Annotated in this window: 19 protein-coding genes; 5 read left to right on the plus strand and 14 right to left on the minus strand. The window is 75.1% G+C overall.

The genetic code is table 11. The features are described 5' to 3' along the window. The first annotated feature begins 47 nt into the window (after positions 1 to 47). The gene (gene glgA / locus KPL59_RS31275; RefSeq protein ID WP_226362972.1) at positions 48 to 1,211 is read left to right on the plus strand and encodes a glycogen synthase; all 1,164 of its coding nucleotides are present in this window, start codon (positions 48 to 50) and stop codon (positions 1,209 to 1,211) included. An 82-nt stretch (positions 1,212 to 1,293) separates the two neighbouring features. On the opposite strand, the gene KPL59_RS31280 is transcribed toward glgA, so the two are convergent. The 8 genes from KPL59_RS31280 to dapE form a co-directional block, all read right to left on the minus strand. Next, the gene (locus KPL59_RS31280; RefSeq protein WP_010241564.1) at positions 1,294 to 1,461 is read right to left on the minus strand and encodes a DUF3117 domain-containing protein; all 168 of its coding nucleotides are present in this window, start codon (positions 1,459 to 1,461) and stop codon (positions 1,294 to 1,296) included. A 174-nt stretch (positions 1,462 to 1,635) separates the two neighbouring features. Next, the gene (locus KPL59_RS31285) at positions 1,636 to 2,262 is read right to left on the minus strand and encodes a DNA-3-methyladenine glycosylase I (RefSeq protein WP_226362973.1); all 627 of its coding nucleotides are present in this window, start codon (positions 2,260 to 2,262) and stop codon (positions 1,636 to 1,638) included. A 4-nt stretch (positions 2,263 to 2,266) separates the two neighbouring features. Then, positions 2,267 to 2,830 carry an SRPBCC family protein gene (locus KPL59_RS31290; protein ID WP_374111686.1) on the minus strand — a complete coding sequence of 188 codons (564 nt, stop codon included), beginning with the start codon at positions 2,828 to 2,830 and terminating at the stop codon, positions 2,267 to 2,269. Further along, on the minus strand, positions 2,805 to 3,167 hold the full coding sequence (locus KPL59_RS31295) for a DivIVA domain-containing protein (RefSeq protein WP_020626070.1): 363 nt from the start codon (positions 3,165 to 3,167) through the stop codon (positions 2,805 to 2,807). Before KPL59_RS31295 ends, KPL59_RS31290 begins: the two co-directional genes overlap by 26 nt. Then, the gene (locus KPL59_RS31300; protein WP_226362974.1) at positions 3,143 to 4,213 is read right to left on the minus strand and encodes a glucosyl-3-phosphoglycerate synthase; all 1,071 of its coding nucleotides are present in this window, start codon (positions 4,211 to 4,213) and stop codon (positions 3,143 to 3,145) included. The genes KPL59_RS31295 and KPL59_RS31300 overlap by 25 nt, the downstream gene beginning before the upstream one ends. Positions 4,214 to 4,217: 4 nt before the next feature. Further along, a complete protein-coding gene (locus tag KPL59_RS31305) occupies positions 4,218 to 4,814 on the minus strand; it encodes a TIGR00730 family Rossman fold protein (RefSeq protein ID WP_020626072.1) in 597 nt (198 codons plus the stop codon). Continuing rightward, entirely contained in the window at positions 4,814 to 5,596 is a 783-nt protein-coding gene (locus KPL59_RS31310) for a TIGR00730 family Rossman fold protein (protein WP_226362975.1), read from the minus strand. The genes KPL59_RS31305 and KPL59_RS31310 overlap by 1 nt, the downstream gene beginning before the upstream one ends. Positions 5,597 to 5,819: 223 nt before the next feature. Next, positions 5,820 to 6,893 carry a succinyl-diaminopimelate desuccinylase gene (gene dapE / locus KPL59_RS31315; RefSeq protein WP_226363090.1) on the minus strand — a complete coding sequence of 358 codons (1,074 nt, stop codon included), beginning with the start codon at positions 6,891 to 6,893 and terminating at the stop codon, positions 5,820 to 5,822. 479 nt (positions 6,894 to 7,372) lie between these two features. On the opposite strand from dapE, the gene KPL59_RS31320 reads away from it, so the two are divergent. From KPL59_RS31320 to KPL59_RS31330, 3 genes are read left to right on the plus strand one after another with little or no spacing between them, the layout of a single operon-like run. Next, complete coding sequence (locus KPL59_RS31320) at positions 7,373 to 8,077, plus strand: helix-turn-helix transcriptional regulator (protein ID WP_226353554.1); 705 nt, start codon at positions 7,373 to 7,375, stop codon at positions 8,075 to 8,077. Between the two features lie 11 nt (positions 8,078 to 8,088). After that, positions 8,089 to 9,024 carry a 2,3,4,5-tetrahydropyridine-2,6-dicarboxylate N-succinyltransferase gene (dapD, locus tag KPL59_RS31325; RefSeq protein WP_226353555.1) on the plus strand — a complete coding sequence of 312 codons (936 nt, stop codon included), beginning with the start codon at positions 8,089 to 8,091 and terminating at the stop codon, positions 9,022 to 9,024. 53 nt (positions 9,025 to 9,077) lie between these two features. Next, the gene (locus KPL59_RS31330; protein ID WP_226353556.1) at positions 9,078 to 10,058 is read left to right on the plus strand and encodes a CHAD domain-containing protein; all 981 of its coding nucleotides are present in this window, start codon (positions 9,078 to 9,080) and stop codon (positions 10,056 to 10,058) included. Between the two features lie 9 nt (positions 10,059 to 10,067). Here KPL59_RS31330 and KPL59_RS31335 read toward each other — a convergent pair whose 3' ends face one another. The 3 genes from KPL59_RS31335 to fdxA all read right to left on the minus strand — a co-directional run bounded on the left by KPL59_RS31335 (position 10,068) and on the right by fdxA (position 12,915). Continuing rightward, a complete protein-coding gene (locus KPL59_RS31335; RefSeq protein WP_226353557.1) occupies positions 10,068 to 11,390 on the minus strand; it encodes a CynX/NimT family MFS transporter in 1,323 nt (440 codons plus the stop codon). A 98-nt stretch (positions 11,391 to 11,488) separates the two neighbouring features. Next, positions 11,489 to 12,592: a succinyldiaminopimelate transaminase gene (gene dapC / locus KPL59_RS31340; protein ID WP_226362976.1), complete on the minus strand. Its 1,104-nt coding sequence runs from the start codon at positions 12,590 to 12,592 to the stop codon at positions 11,489 to 11,491. Next, positions 12,589 to 12,915 carry a ferredoxin gene (gene fdxA, locus KPL59_RS31345; RefSeq protein WP_075308199.1) on the minus strand — a complete coding sequence of 109 codons (327 nt, stop codon included), beginning with the start codon at positions 12,913 to 12,915 and terminating at the stop codon, positions 12,589 to 12,591. The genes dapC and fdxA overlap by 4 nt, the downstream gene beginning before the upstream one ends. Before the next feature lie 128 nt (positions 12,916 to 13,043). Between fdxA and KPL59_RS31350 the strand changes: the two genes are divergently transcribed. Further along, positions 13,044 to 14,042, plus strand: a complete 999-nt coding sequence (locus tag KPL59_RS31350; RefSeq protein ID WP_226362977.1) for an N-acetyltransferase — start codon at positions 13,044 to 13,046, stop codon at positions 14,040 to 14,042. Between the two features lie 16 nt (positions 14,043 to 14,058). Here the strand turns inward: KPL59_RS31350 and KPL59_RS31355 are convergent, their stop codons facing one another. Genes KPL59_RS31355 through mshB form a run of 3 tightly spaced genes read right to left on the minus strand, consistent with a single transcriptional unit; the run spans position 14,059 to position 16,117 of the window. After that, on the minus strand, positions 14,059 to 14,841 hold the full coding sequence (locus KPL59_RS31355) for a hypothetical protein (RefSeq protein ID WP_226362978.1): 783 nt from the start codon (positions 14,839 to 14,841) through the stop codon (positions 14,059 to 14,061). After that, positions 14,841 to 15,233, minus strand: coding sequence for a hypothetical protein (locus KPL59_RS31360; RefSeq protein ID WP_226362979.1), 393 nt, complete (start codon positions 15,231 to 15,233; stop codon positions 14,841 to 14,843). Before KPL59_RS31360 ends, KPL59_RS31355 begins: the two co-directional genes overlap by 1 nt. After that, positions 15,230 to 16,117 (minus strand): N-acetyl-1-D-myo-inositol-2-amino-2-deoxy-alpha-D-glucopyranoside deacetylase, encoded by an 888-nt coding sequence (gene mshB / locus KPL59_RS31365; protein ID WP_226362980.1) that lies wholly within the window; start codon positions 16,115 to 16,117, stop codon positions 15,230 to 15,232. Before mshB ends, KPL59_RS31360 begins: the two co-directional genes overlap by 4 nt.

Consider the following 16,117-nt stretch of genomic DNA (forward strand, 5'->3'; position numbering starts at 1 on the left):
ACGAACTCCTCGCGCGGCGTCCGGGCGCCCCGGTAGCGTCCCGGCCCGTGCGCGTCGGCCTTCTCACCCGTGAATACCCGCCCGCCGTCTACGGCGGTGCCGGAGTCCACGTGGGACATCTCGTCCCCGCCCTGCGGGAGCTCGTCGACGTCGACGTGCACTGCTTCGCCGAGCCGGGCAGCGACGCCCCGGCCGACGCCCGCGCACACTCCGCGCCGCCGCTGCCGGACGGGGCGAACGCCGCGCTGACCACGCTCGGCGTGGACCTGTCGATGGCCGCCGAGCTGGAGCGCTGCGACGTGCTGCACTCCCACACCTGGTACGCCAACATGGCCGGCCACATCGGCGGCCTGCTGCACGGGCGCCCGCACGTGGTCACGGCGCACTCGCTGGAGCCGCTGCGGCCGTGGAAGGCCGAGCAGCTCGGCGGCGGGTACCGGCTGTCGTCGTGGGTGGAGCGGACCGCCTACGAGGCGGCGGACGCCGTCATCGCGGTGTCGCACGGCATGCGCCGCGACGTGCTGAACGCCTACCCGGCGATCGACCCGGAGCTGGTGCACGTGGTGCACAACGGCATCGACACGCAGTTCTACGCGCCCGACCCGGCGCGCGACGCGCTGCTGGCGCACGGCGTCGACCCGGACCGGCCGCTGGTGGTGTTCGTCGGGCGGATCACCCGGCAGAAGGGCCTCGGGCACCTGGTCGCGGCGGCGCACCGGTTCGACCCGTCGGCGCAGGTCGTGCTGTGCGCGGGCGCCCCGGACACGAAGGAGATCGCGGCCGAGACCGAGCGGGCGGTGGCGGAGCTGTCCGCCTCGCGCGAGGGCGTCGTGTGGATCCAGCGGATGCTCGCCACCGCCGAGGTCCGCCAGCTGTTGTCGGCGGCGACGGTGTTCGTGTGTCCCTCGGTCTACGAGCCGCTGGGCATCGTGAACCTGGAGGCGATGGCCTGCGGCACGGCGGTGGTCGCCTCCGACGTCGGCGGGATCCCGGAGGTCGTCGACGACGGCGTGACCGGCCTGCTCGCGCACTACGACCCGGCCGACACCGCCGCGTTCGAAGCGGCGCTGGCCGACGGGGTCAACGCGCTGATCGCGGACCCCCAGCGGGCCGCGACGATGGGCGAGCGGGGCCGGGAGCGCGCGGTCGCCGAGTTCGCCTGGGCCGAGATGGCCCGTCGGACGCTGGAGATCTACGAGTCGGTGGCCTGAGGCCCGTCGCCGGGACCCCCGGAGACGCCGACGGCGGGGCCGGTCCCCCGGCCCCGCCGCGTCGTGTCCGTGTCGTCCACCGTCAGCCGACGGTCGACTTCAGCGCCTCACTGAGGTCGGTGGCCTCGTCCGGGGTCATCTCGACGACGAGACGCCCGCCACCCTCGAGCGGGACGCGCATGACGATGCCCCGGCCCTCCTTGGTGACTTCCATGGGCCCGTCGCCGGTGCGGGGCTTCATCGCGGCCATTCGTCCGTCCTCCGTCAACATCCACAACTGTCGTTTCCCCGGGTGCGCGCTCGGGGCGCGCGCCGACCCGTGAGACCACATTGTCCCTCATCACCGGCGTCGAGGTGCAACCGAGGCGATCACGGCTCGGGAGCGATACCCGCGGCGTTCACGCAGCGCAACGGCCCGGCGACCCTACGACGACCCCGGTCCGGTACCCCGCGGGCCCTCCGGGACGGCCCCGGCCCGCCAGCAGTACGCGACGTGGTCGTCGACCAGACCGGTCGCCTGCATGAGCGCGTAACAGGTGGTGGGGCCGACGAACCGGAAGCCGCGCTTCTTCAGTGCCTTCGACAGCGCCGTGGACTCCCGGGTGGACCCGGGGACCTCGGACAGCGTCGCCGGACGCGGGCGCGCGGCCGGGTCCGGCGCGTAGGACGCGAGGAACGCGCCGAGGTCGTCGCCGGCGTCGGCCATGTCGAGCACGGCGCGTGCGTTCGCCACGGTGGCCTCGATCTTCTGCCGGTTGCGCACGATCCGGGCGTCGCCGAGCAGGCGGGCCACGTCGTCGTCGCCGAAGCGGGCGACGGTCTCCGGGTCGAAACCGGCGAAGACCTCCCGGAACGCGGGGCGCTTGCGCAGCACGACGATCCAGGACAGGCCGGACTGGAAACCCTCGAGGGTGAGGCGCTCGAACCACGCCGCGGTGCCATGGACGGGCCGGCCCCACTCGTCGTCGTGGTAGGCGACGTAGTCGGGGGCCGAGAGCGCCCAGTCGCAGCGGCCGCGGTCGTCGGGGGGCGTGATCGCCGGCGTCGTCATCGGGTCACCGGCCAGCCCGGTAGCGGTCCTCGGTCGCCTCGGCCATCCGCCGCAGCGAGTGCGCGACCCCGGCCCGGAACGCGGGACGCACCAGCGGCCAGCCGAACCGGCCGAGCGCCCCCAGCGGCAGGTCGAGCAGCTCGGTCCACAGGAACCGCGACCGGGCCGGGCCGAGCTCGACGACGACGAACACGCCGTCGCCGCGGATCACGGTGCCGGTGTGGGTCACGACGATCCGCCGCTCCCCCGTCGTCCCCACAGGCGGTTCGGTCCACTCGGTGACCCGCATCGTGTCGGCGACGCCGAGCGGCCCGACCCCGGTGACCGCGCGCAGCTCGGTGCCGACCGAGCGACCGTCTCCCGCGGTGATCTCGACGGTGGTGCCGAGCATCCAGTCCGACTGGCCCTCGAGGTCGGACACGACCTCCCACAGGACGTCGGCGGGGACGTTGACGTCGACCGGGACGGTCAGCTCCACCCGGCCGCCGCCGGCCGGCCGCACGCCCGGGGTCCGGTCGCCGACCCCGCCTGCGGTCCCGCGGTCACCACTGCTGTCGTTGCCCGTCACCGGGGTCCTCCTCGGCGCGCATCCGCGCGATCGTCGCCTCCAACCGGGCCACCCGGTCGGCGAGCTCGTGCCGGTCGGACCGGACCCGGTCCAGCTCGCCGGCCAGCCGGTCGAGTACCCAGTCCACCTCGGCCATCCGATATCCGCGCAGCACCTGCTGGAAACGCAGGTCGCGGACGTCGGCGCCGGACACCTCGCGGGCGGGCAGCCGGGTGGGCGTCGCGTCCGGGGCGAGCGGGGCGAGCTCCTCCCCACGGCCGAAGACCGCGGCCGCCAACACGAAGACCAGCGCGGCGACGCCGGCCAGGACGATCACGTACGCGAGGGCGGTCCCCATGCCGCCATCACATCACGCCGGTCCGACGACGGGTCCCACCCCACGCGGGCGGCGGGCGCGACCACCGGCTCGGCGGACCCTCCGTCGCGCACCCGCCCTGGTGGGGGCCGGTCCACCTGGCGCAGCGGACGGGTCTCGGCGCGCCATCCCGTCTCCACGCCGTGGCCGGGACGGGCGTCGTCGGAGCAGACGTCGTCGGGGAGGAACGCGGTCAGGCCTGCACCGGAGTCGTCGACCCCGCACCGGGACAGGGCCGTGGCGAGGACCTCCCGGGAGGTGCGGCCGAGCTCGTGCAGCGGACGGTTGCGGTGCCGGCGCACGCCCAGGTCGGCCTGTGCGATGGCCGCGGTCCCGCCGACGACGGTGTCGGCGTCGGTGTCGAGCAGCAGGCCGATGTCGACGCCGTAGCCGGTCGCGAACGGGAGCCGGTCGAGCAGCTCCCGGGTCGCGGCGTACTCACCGCCGATGGGCTGGCGGACGTGCCGCAGCCCGGGCCGGAGCGCGGCGAGCAGGGGGCGGGCGAGCAGCTCGGTGACACGGCCGCCCTCGTGCCCGCCCGCGTCGTCGCTGCCGCCGGGGCCTACGGAGCCGCCGGGGCCGGTCAGCGGCCGCCGGTGGTAGCCCTTGACCAGCGCTGTCCCGGGCCGGGTGAGCAGCGGGGCGAGGAGCCGTTCGACGAGCTCGGGGTGCGGGTCGACGAGGTCGGCGTCGACGAAGCAGACCAGGTCGGCGGGGCGTGGCCCGCTCCCCAGCGCGACCACGGCGCGCCACATCGCCTCGCCCTTGCCCGGCAGCACCGGGACACCGGGCACCGCCCGTTCCCGGCCGAGCACCCGAGCCCCGGCCGCGGCGGCGCGTTCCCCGGTGCGGTCGGTGCTGCCGGAGTCGAGGACGACGAGGTCGTCGACCAGCGGGGGGTCGCCCTCGCACAGCCGGGTCAGCCCCGCGACGAGCGGACCGACCGTCGCCTCCTCGTCCAGGGCGGGCAGGACGACGGCGACGCGACGGCCGTCCTTGCGGGCGGCGAGCCGGGCGGCGAGGGTCACGTGCTCAGACGAGCGGACGGGCGCACTCGTCGAGCGCCACGCCGGCCAGCCCCGCGGGGTCGGCCGGGGCGGCGTCGTCACCGCGGACCTGCCGCAGCCGCTCGATCGGGGCCCGCGAGGCGAACCCGCGGTCGACGAGCCCGGCGACCCACTCGACGAGGCCGTCCCAGTGGCCGTCGGGGTCGAGCAGCACGACCGGTTTGCCGTGCAGGCCGAGCGTCCCGGCCGTCCAGACCTCGAACAGCTCCTCGCAGGTCCCGATGCCGCCGGGCAGCGCGAGGAACGCGTCCGCGCGGTCCTCCATCTGCTGCTTGCGCTCACGCATGCTCTCGACGACGAGCAGCTCGTCGCTGTCGTGGTCGGCCCACTCGCGCTCGACCATGGACCGCGGGATGACCCCGACGGTGCGGCCGCCGCCGGCCCGGGCGCCGGCCGCGACCGCGCCCATCATCGACTTGCGGCCCCCACCGGAGACGAGCGTCCAGCCGCGGGCGGCGACGGCGCGGCCGACCTCGCGGGCGAGGTCGAGGTAGTGCGGGGCGACGCCGTCGGAGCTGGCGCAGTAGACGCAGACGGCGAACCCGGGCTCCGGACCGGCCATCAGTGCGTCTCCTCCCAGGCGTGGTAGGCCTCGTTGACCACGTCGACGGCGTCGTCGATGTCGTCGGTGACGTGCAGCAGGTCCAGGTCCTTCTCGCTGATCTTGCCGTCGACCAGGACGGTACTGGCGATCCAGTCGTAGAGACCGCCCCAGTAGTCGCTGCCGAGCAGGACGACCGGGAACTTGGTGACCTTCTTGGTCTGGACGAGGACGAGCGCCTCGAACAGCTCGTCGAGCGTGCCGAACCCGCCGGGCAGACAGACGAACGCCTGCGAGTACTTGACGAACATCGTCTTGCGGGCGAAGAAGTAGCGGAAGTTGATCCCGAGGTCGACCCACGGGTTCAGGCCCTGCTCGAACGGCAGCTCGATGCCGAGCCCGACCGAGAGCCCACCCGCCTCGGAGGCGCCGCGGTTCGCGGCCTCCATCGCGCCCGGACCGCCGCCGGTGATCACGGCGAACCCGGCTCCGGCGAGCCGCGCCCCGAGCTCGCGCCCCAGCTCGTACTCCGGGGAGCCGACCTTCGTGCGGGCCGAGCCGAACACGGTCGCCGCGCGCGGGAGCTCGGCGAGCATCCCGAACCCCTCGACGAACTCGGCCTGAATGCGCAGCACCCGCCACGGGTCGGTGTGCACCCAGTCCGCCGGGCCGCGCGAGTCGAGCAGCCGCTGGTCGGTGGTGGTCGGCTCGATGCTGCGTTCGCCGCGCAGCACCACCGGGCCTCGCTGCTTCTCGGGCTGCTTCTCGTGCAGCGTCCGGGGATCGGCGTTCTCGTCGGCCATGGTGATCACGGTATTCGGGCCGCGACGACTGGGCCGCGCCGGTGGGGTCGTGGGCGGTGTCGGCCGGCCCGACGGGGTGCCCGCAGCAGTGTCGGCGGCGGTGTCGCCCGGTGCGGGCCGTCCGGCGCCTTCGGTCAGACGGTCTCCGGCCAGAGGGCTCCGGCCAGAGGGGCTCCCGCGAGAGGAGCTCCGGTCAGACGAGCTCCGATCAGGCAAGCTCCGATCAGGCGGAGTCGCCCGCGAGGTAGCGGCGCAGCACCGCGGTGCAGGCGGTGATCGCGTCCTCGGCGACGTGCTCCTCGCGGGTGTGGGCGAGATTCGGGTCGCCGGGCCCGTAGTTGACCGCCGGGATGCCTAGCGCGGCGAAGCGCGATACATCGGTCCAGCCGTACTTCGCCCGCGGCACCGCCCCGGTCGCGGCGACGAACTCCGCGGCCGCCGGTGCGGACAGGCCCGGCAGCGCACCCGGCGAGAGGTCGGTCACGACGAGCGGGAACCCGTCGAACACCTCCCGGACGTGCGCAACGGCCTGCTCGGCCGACCGGTCCGGAGCGAACCGGAAGTTCACCGTGACGACGCACTCGTCGGGGACGACGTTGCCCGCGACCCCGCCGCCGATCCGCACCGCCTGCAGCCCCTCGCGGTACTCGCAGCCGTCGATGTCCACCCACCGCGGCCGGTAGGCCGCCAGCCGCGACAGGATCTCCGCGGCCCGGTGGATCGCGTTGTCCCCCAGCCACGAGCGCGCCGAGTGCGAGCGCCGCCCCGCGGTCCGCAGCTCGACGCGCAGGGTGCCCTGGCAGCCGGCCTCGAGCGCGCCGTCGGTGGGCTCGCCGAGGATCGCGAGGTCGGCGTCGAGCCAGTCCCGGTGCTCGCGCTCGATGCGGCCGAGCCCGTTGCGCTCCGCCTCGATCTCCTCGCAGTCGTAGAAGATCAGCGTGAGGTCGTGGCGCGGCGCGGCCAGCGTGGCCGCGAGGTGCGCGAACACCGCGTCGCCGGACTTCATGTCCGAGGTGCCGCAGCCGTGCACGATCCCGTCGGCACGGCGCGACGGCACGTTGTCCGCGATCGGCACCGTGTCGATGTGCCCGGCCAGCAGCACGCGGTGCGGACGCCCCAGGTTCGTGCGCGCGAGCACCGCGTCACCGGACCGCAGCACCTCCAGATGCGGCGCCTGGGACCGCAGCGCGACCTCGAGCGCGTCGGCGAGCCGCCGCTCGTCCCCGGACACACTGGCGATGTCTACCATCGCAGCGGTCAGGGTCACCGGGTCGGACGTGAGGTCCAGCGCGGGCAGCGTCGTCGTCACCGGCCCGACGCTACCGACCCACCAGGACAGCCCTCCACCAGGACAGCCCTCACCCGCGACCCGCCCGCACCCGGGAGCCCCGGACCGGTCCCGCGCGTCGCCGGGTCGGCGGTCCGGCCCGCCGGCGCGCCGCCGGGGAGGGCTCCTCGGTCGTCGCTTTGCTCTGCTCACCGATACGCAGCACGGGCCCACGAGCGCTTCGCACGCCCCTACCGTCGCCGGGCACGACCGGGGTTGCGAACGGTCTCCGGCCGCCTCCAGGGGCGTCCCCGGGGGCGCCCGCTGCGTATCGGTGAGCAGAGCAAAGCGAGGCACGGACGACCACCGCCGGGACGGCCGCCCGGGCCGCGGGCGCTGCGTCGCCCGTGGCCGGAACCGCTGACGGGCGGTTGTCCACAAGCGGGCGAGTTGTCCACAGGTTCGCAGGTCACCGGTGCATCCCGGGCTCGTGGGCGCAGGGTCGAGGCATGGACATCATCGAGGGCGACCGGTTGCCCGAGGAGCCGCCGCCGGCGCCGGTCGACGTCGTCGTGCCCGATCTGTCCGGGCTCGTCCGGCGGGTGCGGCGCAGCGCGGACCTGTCACAGCGGGAGCTCGCGGAGCGGACGGGGCTGGCGCCGTCGACCATCGCTCGGATCGAGAGCCGGTCGCTCGCGCCGGCGCTGGACACGCTGGCGGCGATCCTGGCGGTCGCGGGGCTGCGGATGGTCGTCGTGGACGCGGAGAACCGGCGAGTGCCGCCGATGGAGGACCCGCCGGGTGACCTGCGTGACGGGGCGGGCCGCCGGTTCCCGTCGCATCTGGACGTGATCCTCGATCCGCTGCCCGGTGAGTGGTGGGGCGACCGGTACGGCTGCGCGCGCCCGCCGGAGACGTTCCACCGGGATCGGGCGCTGCGCGACGCGATGCGTCGGCGCAGTGTGTGGGAGGTGCGGGTCGCGCAGTTCCGCACCGCGCCGCCACCGCCGACGGTCGAGCACTGGATGGTGCTGCAGGCCCGGTGCCGGGCGTGCGGGCGGCTCCCGGACCCACCACCGCCGCCGTTCGCGCCGGCCGCGGTGCTCCGCTACCTGCAGGCCGCCGCGGTGCTGCTCGCGGTGCGGGCCGCCGAGCATGCCGACGTGTCCCGGCGCACCCACCGCGGCGTGCCGTGGGCGACGGCGGGACGGTAGGTTCGGGGCCCGTGAGCACCGAGTACCGCCGCGAAGGCGCTTCCGGAACCGGCCTGGCCACGGTCACGACCGACGGCACCGTCCTCGACGTCTGGTACCCGGCTCCGGTGCTGGGCGGGGACGCGTCCGACGACGGTGCCGAGCTGCAGCCCCTCGTCGGGACGGACAAGCTGCGTGGGGTCCGCACCGAGGTCGTGCGCACCGAGATCGGCTCGCTCGCCGACGCACCGGCCGACGCCGCCGACGTCTACCTGCGGCTGCACCTGCTCAGCCACCGCCTCGTCCAGCCCCACCAGGTGAACCTCGAGGGCCAGTTCGGGCTGCTCGCCAACGTCGTCTGGACCAACCACGGCCCGTGCCCGGTCCCCGGGTTCGAGCTCACCCGGGCGAAGTTGCGCGGCCGCGGACCGGTGACCGTCACCCACGTCGACAAGTTCCCGCGGATGGTCGACTACGTGATCCCCGCCGGCGTGCGGATCGGTGACGCCGACCGCGTCCGGCTCGGCGCGCACCTGGCCGAGGGCACGACCGTCATGCACGAGGGCTTCGTCAACTTCAACGCCGGCACCCTCGGCGCGTCGATGGTCGAGGGCCGGATCTCGGCCGGGGTCGTCGTCGGGGACGGCTCGGACGTCGGCGGCGGTGCCTCGATCATGGGGACGCTGTCCGGGGGCGGCAAGGAGGTCATCTCGATCGGCCGCCGCTGCCTGCTCGGCGCGAACGCCGGCCTGGGCATCTCCCTCGGCGACGACTGCGTGGTCGAGGCCGGCCTCTACCTCACCGCGGGCACCAAGGTCACGCTGCCCGACGGCAGCACCACCGCGGCACGCGAGCTGTCCGGCCGCAACGGGCTGCTGCTGCGTCGCAACTCGGTGTCCGGCGCGGTCGAGGTGCTGGCCCGCACCGGCGACGGCATCGCCCTCAACGCCGCGCTGCACGCCAACTGACGGCCCGGCAGCGGTTCACGGCGGAACACCCACAGAAGCAGGACGGCAGGGACATGGTGGGTACGGACGGGGCTGCGCAGCCTCCGGGGAACGACCTCTACGGCGCCGCGGACCTCGGTGAGCCGCTGACCGCGGGGCCGCAGGACCCGGCGGTGGCGCACGTCCGTGCGCTGCTGGACAAGCGGCTGCGCGCGATGCTGCGGCACGAGCCCGGTGTGCGCGACGGGTCCGACATCGAGGACCTGCACCAGATGCGGGTCTCGGTGCGGCGGATGCGGGCGGCGCTCAAGGCCGCCCGCCCCCTGCTCGATCAGACCTGGGCGGACCTGCTGCGGGCCGAGCTCGGCCGGCTCGGCCGGGCGCTCGGCCCGGTGCGCGACCTCGACGTGATGATCGACCGCCTGCGCGGCGAGGTGTCCACGCTGCCCCCGGCCGAGCTGGCCGCCGGTGAGCGGCTGGTCGCGGTACTGGAGGCCGAGCGGGTCGGTGCCCGCGCCGAGATGCTGGACGAGCTCGACTCCGACCGGTACGCCGCACTGCGTCGCTCGCTGGTCGAGGCCGTCTCGGCGCCGCTGCCGGAGCCGCCGGCGGAGGTCGCCCGCCCCGAGCTGATCGAGCTGGTCCGGGCCGAGACCCGCAAGCTCGTGAAGGCGGTGCGTCGCGCCGGGCCGAACCCGCCGGACATGACCTTGCACGACCTGCGGATCCGCACCAAGCGGTTGCGCTACACCGGTGAGCTCGTCGAGCCGGCGATGCGCGACGAGGACGGGTCCCGCACCGAGGACGCCCGCCAGGTCCGGCGGATGCTCAAGGCCGCCGCCGGGCTGCAGGAGGTCCTGGGAGACCACCAGGACGCCTGCGTCGCCGAGCACCGCATCCGCGCCCTGCTCGACGAGCTGGGCCCCGGACCCGACGCCCACGAGGTCTTCGTCGGCGGCCGGCTGGTCGAGCGCGAACGGACCCGCGCCGAGGCGCTGCGCGAGCAGTGGTGGGCCGCATGGGAGCACCTGGCCGAGCAGGCCGAGGCCCTCTGAGCCGACCGCTCAGCGCGGGCGGTCCCCGATCCGGACCACCGCGACGCCCTGCAGCACGGCACCGATCAGGAGCAGCCCGATCGCGGGCGGGAACCCGGCGGCGTCGATGACCACCCCCATCACCAGCGGCCCGATCCCGGCGCAGAAGTAGCCGATCCCGAGGCCGAACCCGCTGACGGCGGCGCTGCGGGCCGGGGTCGGCGTCCGCCAGGCGATCACCGTCAGCCCCAGCGGGAACCCCGCGCCGACCCCGACGCCGATCAGGACCGCCCACAGCCACGGCAGCGGTGAGCCCGGCGCGGGGGCGAGCAGCACCCCGAGCGTCCCCGCGGCGGAGCTGAGGACGGTCAGGGCCGCCCAGAACCGCCACCGGCGTCGTCGCTCGGCCGCGGCCGGGAACAGCAGGGCCGCCGGGATCTGCGCGATGCTCCACACCGCGAGGAGGAGCCCTGCTGCCTGCGGTGACCAGCCCTGGGACTCGTAGAACGGGGACAGCCAGGTCAGCCAGCCGTAGAAGATCGTCGACGAGCCCGCCAGGTAGCAGGCGATGCGCCGGGCGAACGGGTCGTGGCGGACCCGGACCTCCTCGGCGACCGACGGGCCGTCGTCGGACGTTCCCCGCGCGTCCGAGGTGTCCGGACGGGCACGACCGATCCGGCTCGCCACCGGTGCCCACACCGCGACGGCGAGCACCGCGGGCACCGCCCACACCGCGAGCGAGAAGGACCATCCGCCCAGCGCGACGCCCAGGGGCACCGCGACGGCGGAGGCGACCGTTGCGCCGATCATCATCGAGACGACGTAGGCGCCGGTCACCGCGCCGGCCCGCTCGGCCAGGTGCTCCTTCACGACCCCGGTGAGCAGCACCCCGGACACCCCGATGCCGAGCCCGACCAGCACCGAGCCGCCGACCAGGGCCGGCAGTGCCGCCACCGACCGCAGCAGGCTGCCGACCCCGATCGTCGCCACGGCGACACCCAGCAGCCGTTCACGGCCGACCCGGGTGGCGACGGCGGCCGCGCCGAACGAGCCCGCCGACATCATCAGCACCGCACCGGCCTGGACCAGACCCGCCGCGCCCGCCCCGATCCCGAGGTCGGCGCGGGCGGTCTCCAGCAGCGGCGGGTAGCCGGCGAGCCCGGCCCGCAGGTTCACCGCGAGGGCGAGCACCCCGAACAGGACCAGTGCCGGTCGCACGGCCGAGTGCCTCCCGGCCGGTCGCCCCGACCCCGGACCCGGGTCGCGGTGCGCGGCCGGCCCGGAGGGCGTGCCGGGACCGGACGACGCGGACGGGTCGGCGCCACCGGGGTTGCCGGGACGCGGTGCCTGCATTCGACGGCTCCTTCGCCTGCCGGATCGCTCCACCGGCGTCGTGACTGATCCGCCGATCCTCTCCCGGGTCCTTGCCTATCGCAACGACAGTCGGGGGTTCAGGCGGTCCCGAGCCGATCCACGGCGGCGTCGATGCGCTCGTCCGGCGCGGTCAGCCCCACCCGGACGTGCCGGGAGCCCGCCGGCCCGTAGAACTCGCCGGGAGCGACGAGGATCCCCAGACCGGCGAGCCGGTCCACGGTGTCGCGGCACGGCTCGTCCGCGCTCGCCCACAGGTAGAGCCCGGCCTGCGAGTGCTCGATCGTGAGCCCGGCCTTCTCCAGCCCGGCACGCAGACGGGTGCGACGGGCGTCGTAGCGGGCAGCCTGCTCGGCGACGTGCGCGTCGTCGGAGACGGCCGCCTCCAGCGCGGCCTGCACCGGACGCGGCACGATCATGCCCGCGTGCTTGCGGACCTCCAGCAGCCCCGACACCAGCGCCGGGTCCCCGGCGACGAACCCGGCGCGGTACCCGGCCAGGTTCGACACCTTCGACAGCGAGTGGACCGCCAGCAGGCCGGTGGTGTCGCCGTCGCAGACGTCGGGGTGCAGCACCGAGCGCGGCGCCGGCTCGGCGTCGCCGGGCAGACCGAGGTAGCACTCGTCGGAGGCGACGACCGCGCCCCGCTCCCGGGCCCAGGTCACGACCTTGCGCAGGTGCTCGACCGGCAGGACCCGGCCGGTCGGGTTCGACGGCGAGTTCAGCCAGACGAGCCGGACCCGTGCCGGACCGGCGGCGGTGAGGCCGTCGGAACGGACGTGCTCGGCCCCCGCCAACCGGGCCCCGACCTCGTAGGTCGGGTACGCGAGCTCCGGGATGACGACCGTGTCGCCCGCGCCGAGTCCCAGCAGCGTCGGCAACCAGGCGACCAGCTCCTTCGAGCCGATCGTGGGAACCACCGCGGCCGGGTCGACCCCGGGCACGCCGAAGCGCCGCTGCAACGAGGCGACGACCGCCTCACGCAGCGACGCCGGGCCGTGCGTCGTCGGGTAGCCGGGCTCTGCGGCGGCCGGTCCGGCCAACGCCTCCCGCAGCACCCCGGGGACCGGGTCCACCGGGGTGCCGACCGACAGGTCGACGATGCCGTCGGGGTGCGCCGCCGCGCGCTCGCGCGCGCCGGTCAGCGAGTCCCACGGGAAGTCGGGGAGGTCGAGCCTGCTCACTCGTCGTGTTCCTGCGGGGGCAGGCTCTTGGCCGGCTCCACGTCACGGTCGACCTTGCCGAGCTTCGACGCCCCGCCGGGCGAGCCCAGCTCCTCGAAGAAGTCCACATTGGCCTTGGTGTAGGCGGCCCACTGGTCGGGGACGTCGTCCTCGTAGTAGATGGCCTCGACCGGGCAGACCGGCTCGCACGCACCGCAGTCGACGCACTCGTCGGGGTGGATGTAGAGCATCCGTCCACCCTCGTAGATGCAGTCCACCGGGCATTCCTCGATACACGCCTTGTCGAGCAGGTCGACGCAGGGTTCGGCGATCACGTAGGTCACTTCGGTGGTCCTCCACTCGGAGCAGCGGGCACCCGGCGATCATGTGGTGGTGGGGTGCCCGGTCAAACTGGGACGCTCGCAGGTTAACCCGCGGCCCCCGGCGGGGCAGGAGTGAGGTGGTCGGCTTCATGCTCGACGAGCTGGCAGGACGGCGAGTGGCCCTGCGCCACCGCATCGCGCCGGAGGACGCGCCGGGCCCCGGACTGACCGACGCGGTCGGTGAGCTGGAGCCCGACGGGCCCGACGCCGTCGTCGTCCACACCCGGTCGGGGCCGGTCCACGTGCGGCGCGACGCCGTCGTCGCCGTCCGGGAGGTGCCGCCCGCCCCGGCCCGGCGGGCGTCGCGTGCGGCGGTGGACCGGCTGGAACGCGTGCGGGCGACGGCCTGGCCGGCACCGGTCGTCGAGGAGCTGGGCGGCTGGCTGCTGCGCGCGGCGGGCGGCTGGACCCGGCGGGCGAACTCCGCGCTCGCGCTCGGGGACCCGGGGATGCCGGTGGAACGCGCCCTGGAACGGGTGCGGGAGTTCGCCGGGCGGCACGGCATCGTCCCGGTGGTGCAGGCACCGGTGGACGCGCCCTGGTCGAACCGGGTGATCGAGGGGGGCTGGATGCGGGACGAGGGCCCCGGGACCTGCAGCGTGCTCGTCACCCGCGCCGCGTCCGACGCCCCGGCACCGCGATGGCCCGCGACGCCCGGACCCGACTGGTGGGCCGCGCAGGGCGAGCCGGAACCCGCGCCCGGCGCGCCCGCGTGGGCGGTGCTGACCGGGGCGTCTGCCGGGGTGCTGCGTCCCGGTGAGCAGAGCAGAGCGACGAGCACGGACCCCGTCGAGGTCGGGTTCGGCACGCTCGCCGACGCCGACGGGACGCCGGTCGCGTCGGTGCGCGCCGCCGTCGTCGACGAGCACGTCTACGTGTCACGGCTGTGGGTCGTCCCGGCCGCGCGGCGGGGCGGGCTCGCGTCCCGGCTCACCGGACAGGCTCTGGCCTGGGGCGCGGCGCACGGTGCGCGGCACGGGATGCTCGACGTCGCCGACGACAACACCGCCGCGCTCGCCCTCTACCGCGGCACCGGCTGGACCGACCACCACCGCTACCACTACCTGGTTCCCCCGGAGCCTGCCTGACCGGAGGATCAACAGGTCAGGCGAACCCGCGGTCGAGCAGCCAGGCGCGGGCCTGCTTGGCGGCACGCTTGAGCCCCGACCACTCCCCCAGGTACTTCCCGACGACGCCGACGACCGGCAGCAGCCCGAGCCACTGGTGGTAGAAGCGGCCGTGCGGGCGCTTGTCGAGCTCGTCCTCCACACCCCACAGGGCCCGTCCGAGGCGCCAGACGGCGCTGCCCACGCGCTTGAGCGTGGCCCGCTTGCCGCCGTCGCCGGCGAGGTCACCGGTGAGCTCCTCGGCGCGGGCGTCGGCCGCGGCGTCCTCGGCCGCGGTGAGCTCCCGGGCGGCGAGGTCGAGTTCGCGCTGGAACAGCACCGACGCCAGCAACTCGACGAGCCGGTCCTCCGAGCGCACGCCGTGCTCGCCCGCGATCGCGACGAGCAGCAGCCCCTCCCCCGCCGCGCCGACGGCGTCGGACACCGGCAGGGTGCGCGCCAGCGCCCCGCCCAGGCCCGGGATCGCGGCGATCAGCGTCGTGAACCGGCCGACCCGGTAGACCCACCAGTCGCTGCGGGCGGGGACGTCCATCGCCGCCCAGGCCGAGGTGCCGGGAACTTTCACCGAGGCCAGCGCGTCGAGGATCTTGTCGGCCAACGAGCGTTCCTCGTCGCTCGTGTCCGCCGCGCGGTCCGAGCCGGGCGTCACCCGGGCACGCAGGCCGAACGGGTCGGACTCGCGCAGCCCGTCGAGCACCGGCCGGGTCGCCCGCACGAACGGGCGCAGGACCCGCACCAGGTCGTCGTCGGAGATCGTCATCAGCTGACCCTACGGTCGCGGCCGTCCGCCAGCCGGTCGAGCGCCCTGCGGAACGACACGACACCGGTCACGGCCCCGGCGACGAGCAGCAGCAGCGACTCCCAGTTCACCGGGAGCAGGAGGTCCCCGCCCGGTCCGAAGAAGCCGAGCACGAGCACCGCCGCGAACCACACGACCAGCGGGGCGGCGGCACCCGCCGGGCTCGGGAGGATCTCGGTGGCCGTGGTGTGGATCAGCCACGGCAGCGAGACGACCACGATCAGCGTGCCCAGCGGCACCGGGACCGGGACCGGCCCGATGTAGAGCATCTGGAACATCAGCTCGAAGGCCACCAACAGCACCGAGATCACCAGCAGCACCAGCGCGAGCGGGAGCCTCGTCACGTCGCTCATCCGTCGACCCCCTCGAACAGGTCCGACTCCGTCGTGCCGGGCGGCGCACCGGCGAGCACGTACTCCTCGACCCCCAGCAGCGGCTGCACGATGCCGTTGCTCATCGCGAACGCGACCCAGCCGTCGCCGGTGCGGACGTCGATCTGGGTGGCGTGTGCCCGCATCGCGGCGACGCGTGCGTCGTCGTGGGCGTCGACGTCGACCCGGGTCGTGACGGCGCCGACGTCGTGGCCGGGGTGCTCGTCGGGCTCCGGCCAGCGCAGCCCGGTGCGGTCCGGGTCCCCGCCGAGGGCGGAGTGCAGCTCGGCGAGCCCGGCGTCGAGCAGCGCGCTCGACCGGACCGCGAAGTACAGCTTGGCGACGACGTCCGGGCGCGCCCCGGCGGCGGCGGCGACCAGCTCGTGCGCGCGGACGTGGTCGGGGTGGCCGTAGCTGCCGTCGGAGGCGTAGGAGACCAGCACCTGCGGGCGGACCTCGTCGATGATCTCCAGCAGCTGCGCGAGCTGGGTGCCGAACGGCTCCGGGGCGGCGAACGCCCGCGGGTGCAGCTGCGGCGGCAGCGCCGCGCGGGTGCCGTGCCCGGCGAGCACCATGCCGGAGTCGCGCCAGCGCCCGGGGCCCCCGAGCCAGCGGTGCCGGGGCCCGCCGAGGGCGGCCAGCGCCGCGTCGAGCTCGCGGATGCGGTAACCGCCGAGCTGGTCACCGCGGTCCGGGGCGAGCTCGGCCAGCTCCGGTCCGATCACCTCGCCCTCCTCACCGAGGGTGCAGGTCACCACCGTGACCTCGCAGTCGGGGTCGGCGGTGTAGCGGGCGATGGTCCCGCCGGTGGTCAGGGTCTCGTCGTCCGGGTGGGCGTGGACGAGCAGGAGGCGACGAGCAGGCAC

The organism is Pseudonocardia sp. ICBG1142, from assembly GCF_020496255.1.
Classification (GTDB): domain Bacteria; phylum Actinomycetota; class Actinomycetes; order Mycobacteriales; family Pseudonocardiaceae; genus Pseudonocardia.

Excerpts from the sequence above, each read along its gene's own strand:
- KPL59_RS31280 (WP_010241564.1), bottom strand. The coding sequence starts at position 1,461 with ATGGCCGCGATGAAGCCCCGCACCGGCGACGGGCCCATGGAAGTCACC.
- KPL59_RS31285 (WP_226362973.1), bottom strand. The coding sequence starts at position 2,262 with ATGACGACGCCGGCGATCACGCCCCCCGACGACCGCGGCCGCTGCGAC.
- KPL59_RS31295 (WP_020626070.1), bottom strand. The coding sequence starts at position 3,167 with ATGGGGACCGCCCTCGCGTACGTGATCGTCCTGGCCGGCGTCGCCGCG.
- KPL59_RS31305 (WP_020626072.1), bottom strand. The coding sequence starts at position 4,814 with ATGGCCGGTCCGGAGCCCGGGTTCGCCGTCTGCGTCTACTGCGCCAGC.
- KPL59_RS31310 (WP_226362975.1), bottom strand. The coding sequence starts at position 5,596 with ATGGCCGACGAGAACGCCGATCCCCGGACGCTGCACGAGAAGCAGCCC.
- KPL59_RS31320 (WP_226353554.1), top strand. The coding sequence starts at position 7,373 with ATGGACATCATCGAGGGCGACCGGTTGCCCGAGGAGCCGCCGCCGGCG.
- KPL59_RS31330 (WP_226353556.1), top strand. The coding sequence starts at position 9,078 with ATGGTGGGTACGGACGGGGCTGCGCAGCCTCCGGGGAACGACCTCTAC.
- KPL59_RS31335 (WP_226353557.1), bottom strand. The coding sequence starts at position 11,390 with ATGCAGGCACCGCGTCCCGGCAACCCCGGTGGCGCCGACCCGTCCGCG.
- KPL59_RS31350 (WP_226362977.1), top strand. The coding sequence starts at position 13,044 with ATGCTCGACGAGCTGGCAGGACGGCGAGTGGCCCTGCGCCACCGCATC.
- KPL59_RS31355 (WP_226362978.1), bottom strand. The coding sequence starts at position 14,841 with ATGACGATCTCCGACGACGACCTGGTGCGGGTCCTGCGCCCGTTCGTG.
- KPL59_RS31360 (WP_226362979.1), bottom strand. The coding sequence starts at position 15,233 with ATGAGCGACGTGACGAGGCTCCCGCTCGCGCTGGTGCTGCTGGTGATC.